Source organism: Mycobacterium sp. (genome assembly GCF_049281135.1).
In the GTDB taxonomy this organism is placed as follows: Bacteria; Actinomycetota; Actinomycetes; order Mycobacteriales; family Mycobacteriaceae; genus Mycobacterium.
Window position 1 is genome coordinate 1 of record NZ_JBAPRN010000134.1, and the last position, 3,563, is coordinate 3,563.

Annotated in this window: 4 protein-coding genes; 2 read left to right on the plus strand and 2 right to left on the minus strand. The window is 67.1% G+C overall.

Annotated elements, in window-relative coordinates; all coding sequences use genetic code 11:
* Positions 1-1,689: MFS transporter (locus WAN02_RS05400; protein WP_422263147.1), on the minus strand; the 1,689-nt coding region annotated here is incomplete at its 3' end.
* On the minus strand, positions 1,686-2,348 hold the full coding sequence (locus WAN02_RS05405) for a PadR family transcriptional regulator (protein WP_422263148.1): 663 nt from the start codon (positions 2,346-2,348) through the stop codon (positions 1,686-1,688). The genes WAN02_RS05405 and WAN02_RS05400, both read right to left, overlap by 4 nt.
* A gap of 140 nt (positions 2,349-2,488) precedes the next feature.
* Between WAN02_RS05405 and WAN02_RS05410 the strand changes: the two genes are divergently transcribed.
* Positions 2,489-3,244, plus strand: coding sequence for a hypothetical protein (locus WAN02_RS05410; RefSeq protein ID WP_422263149.1), 756 nt, complete (start codon positions 2,489-2,491; stop codon positions 3,242-3,244).
* A 144-nt stretch (positions 3,245-3,388) separates the two neighbouring features.
* A partial coding sequence (locus WAN02_RS05415; protein WP_422263150.1) for a 2-oxoglutarate dehydrogenase E1 subunit family protein occupies positions 3,389-3,563 on the plus strand: 175 nt, incomplete at its 3' end.

The following is a 3,563-nucleotide window of genomic DNA, read 5'->3' on the forward strand; positions in this document are numbered from 1 at the left end:
CGACGGCGGTGCGCTGCGCGCCGGCGCCAGGGTGTACTCGACGTAGTCGTCGTCATCGTCGAAGCCGTCCCGGAAGCCGTCGAAGTCGCTGGCGAAACCGTCTGCGGCACTGGGCCTTACCCGCACCCGCGGGGTCGGCACGTCTGGGCTGTCGGATCCCGCCTCGTCAGCCGTGGGCGTCCCGGGTCTGGACGGTCCGCCGATCAGGAAAAGTGCCGCCCCGATCCCGAACAGCGCGATGAACGCCGGAAGCAACATCGACTGCGACATCGCCGCGGCGAACGGCTCGCGTAAGAACGCCGGCATCTGCAAGGCCATGCCGCCACCGCCCGGCGGACCCGAGGCACCGTCGGGCATCAGCGGCAACTCCGAGGTGATGCGCGATGTCATGAACGAGGCCATGCCGGCACTGCCCAACACGGCCCCGACCTGACGGGTCGCGTTGAACACGCCAGAGCCCGCGCCGGCGAACTGCGGCGCCAGGTTTCGGGTCGCGGTAGCCGTCAACGGCGCCCAGATGAACGCCATCGCCACACCCAAGACGAAGAACGGCAGAACCAATTCCCAGATCGCGGTGGACGGCGTCATCACGATCGAGAGCCAGGTGAGGCCGATCGCCAGTGCCGAGAAGCCGAATCCGACGACGGGCTGCGGATGGGCCCGGTCGACCATCCTGCCGACGAACGGCGCAAGCACACCGCTGGTGATCGCCATCGGTGCGGTCAACAGGGCCGAGCGGGTCGGCGACAATCCGCACACCGCTTGCGCATAGAACATCAACGGCAAGATCATCGCGGTGGCGGCAAAAGCGATGACCACCGCCGCCACATTGCACAAGCTGAAGTCGCGGTCGCGGAAGATATCCAGCGGAATCAGCGGCTCTTGGGTGCTGACCGACTGCCAGTAGACGAACGCCGTCATGAAGCCGATGCCCGCGACCAGCACCGCCCAGATCCACGGCGCCCAATGGCTGGACTGCCCTTCCTGCAGGGAGAAGACGATCAAGAACATCCCCACGCCGGACAACCCCACCCCGACCAGGTCGAAGCGGTGGCGGCGGGTGGGCAGATCGGGGATCAGCCACACCGCCAGCCCCAGACCGATCAGCCCGATCGGCACGTTGACGAAGAAGATCCAGGCCCAGCCCAGCGCGTCGACCAGCACCCCGCCGGCCAGCGGTCCGACCAGCGTGGCCACGCCAGCGGTGGCACCCCACACGCTCATCGCCACCCCGCGCCGATCGGGCGGGAAGATGCGGGTGATCAACGACAGCGTCTGAGGACTCATCACTGCGGCGCCGAGCCCCTGCACCACCCGGGCGGCGATGAGCATCCCGATGGTGCCGGACAGGCCACACCACAGCGACGCGGCGGTGAATACCGCCAGGCCGAGCACATAGAGGTTCTTCGGACCGAACCGGTCGCCGAGTCGACCGGACACCAGCAACGGAACCGCGTACGCGAGAAGGTAGGCGCTGGTCACCCAGATGACGGTGTCGTAACTGGTACCGAGCTTCACCATGATGCTGGGATTGGCGACCGCGACGATCGTCGAGTCGAGCAAGATCATGAAAAAGCCGACCATCGTCGCCCACAACGCGTTCCAGGGATTCACATTGTCGGCGCGCTGTGCCGCCGCGCCCCTGCGGCTGCCGCCACCGGGTCGCCCGCGAACAGTCGCCCTGGTCATATCCCTACCTCGTCCTGGCTCCGCACCGTGTTGCCGGACACCGTCAGCCGCCGCTGCGGACCGCCGGATCGCATCGAGTCGGCAAAGCTTCGCAACCAGGTCAGCTCGGCCTGCGTCGTCGCCAGCAAGTACTCGAATGCCAGCAGATGTCCGACGGGCGTGATGCTGGCATCCCGAAGCGCCATGATCTCGGCGGCCCGGGCCTCCAGCGCCCCGACACGGTCGTCAACTGCGTCCGTCGCGGCGTCTCCACCCAGAGTATCGATCTGAGCGAGTGCGACCGCGAACTGTGGAAACTCATAAGCCGGCACGGCGATCAGCTGGCCCACCCGATCGGCGAGCGCCTCAGCGCCGGCGTCGGTGATCTCGTAGATGGCCCGCTCCGGCCGCTTACCGTCCCGCGACGTCGCCGCCCGGCGGATCAGTTTCTCCTCCGTCAGCCGGTCGACGACGTGATACAGCGAGCCCGGCCGCACCTTGACGATGCGGTCCGCGTGCAGTTCGACCAGGGTCTGAAACATCTCGTATCCGTGCATCGGGTGCCCTCGTAGCAGCCCGAGCACTGAGATACCCAAAGAGGTGAGCTGGTAGGCCATCGACTGTCCGTCTAGCTTGGCGGGCCGCCCTGGCTCGTCGTTGGGCCGGGCGTGACCCCGCATCGTCGTCCACGTGTCTGTGTCGGATTATTCCTAATGGACTATTAGCCGCGACGCCTGCCCCCACCTTTGCCGGCACCGGCGCTAGCCTGAAAGCACGTCACTGCCCGCACCCGAGCCGGGCAATTAGACCGGAGGCATTCATGAGCGCGCGACGGACCCGATCATCGGCCGACTCGCTGCCCGCCACCCCCGAGGGGAAGCCCAAGAGGTCGGCACGGGCACTAGCCAGCATCATCGAGCGCAGTTCCCGCATTCAGGGCCCCCTCGCGACCGCGTACGTGGACAGGCTGCGCCGCGCCGATCCTGGCGCCGGCCCCGCCACGATCGTCTTGAAGCTGGAGAAGCGATACGTGGCCGCCGTGACGGCCAGCGGCGCAGCGGTTGGGTCGACCGCCGTACTGCCAGGGCTGGGCACAGTGGCCGCGTTGTCTGCAGCCGCCGGTGAGACGGCGGTGTTTCTGGAGGCCACCGCGTTCTACGCGCTGGCGGTCGCATCGGTGTATGGCGTTCTCACCGACGACCGGGAGCGGCGACGGGCCCTGGTGCTCTCGGTATTGGTCGGCGACGACAGCAAGCAGGCGATGTCCGAACTGATCGGCGGGGGCCGCACCAGTGGGGCGTGGCTGTCGGAAGGAGTGGCATCGCTGCCGATGTCGTCCTTGTCACAGCTGAATTCGCGGTTGCTCAAGCGGGCTGTCCGGCGGTTCACTCTGCGGCGCAGTGCACTGCTGTTCGGCAAGATCCTGCCGGTCGGGATTGGCGCCGTCATCGGCGCCGTCGGCAACAGACTGGCGGGCAAGAAGATCGTGCGTAACGCCCGCAATGCCTTCGGTAAGCCGCCGGCGCGGTGGCCGGTCAACCTGCTCCTCTTGCCGCCGGTTTCCGACGCCGGTTGAGCGTGAGAAGCCGTCAGAACTCACATGGCGGATCGCTGTCGAAGGGTTAGCCTTTATGGGGCGGCATGTCGGAGCCGCCGCAGGTGAGACGTGGCAAGCGCGGCATCGCGCTTCCGGGCGAAGGAATCGAGGCGAGCAGCTGCCGTGAGCAGTACGAGTTCACCATTCGGGCAGAACGAATGGCTGGTCGAGGAGATGTACCGCAAGTTTCGCGAAGACCCCTCCTCGGTCGATGCGAGCTGGCATGAGTTCTTGGTCGACTACAACCCCGAGCCGACGGTCGACGCCCCGGCCGCCGTGAAGTCGGCCACACCGGCTC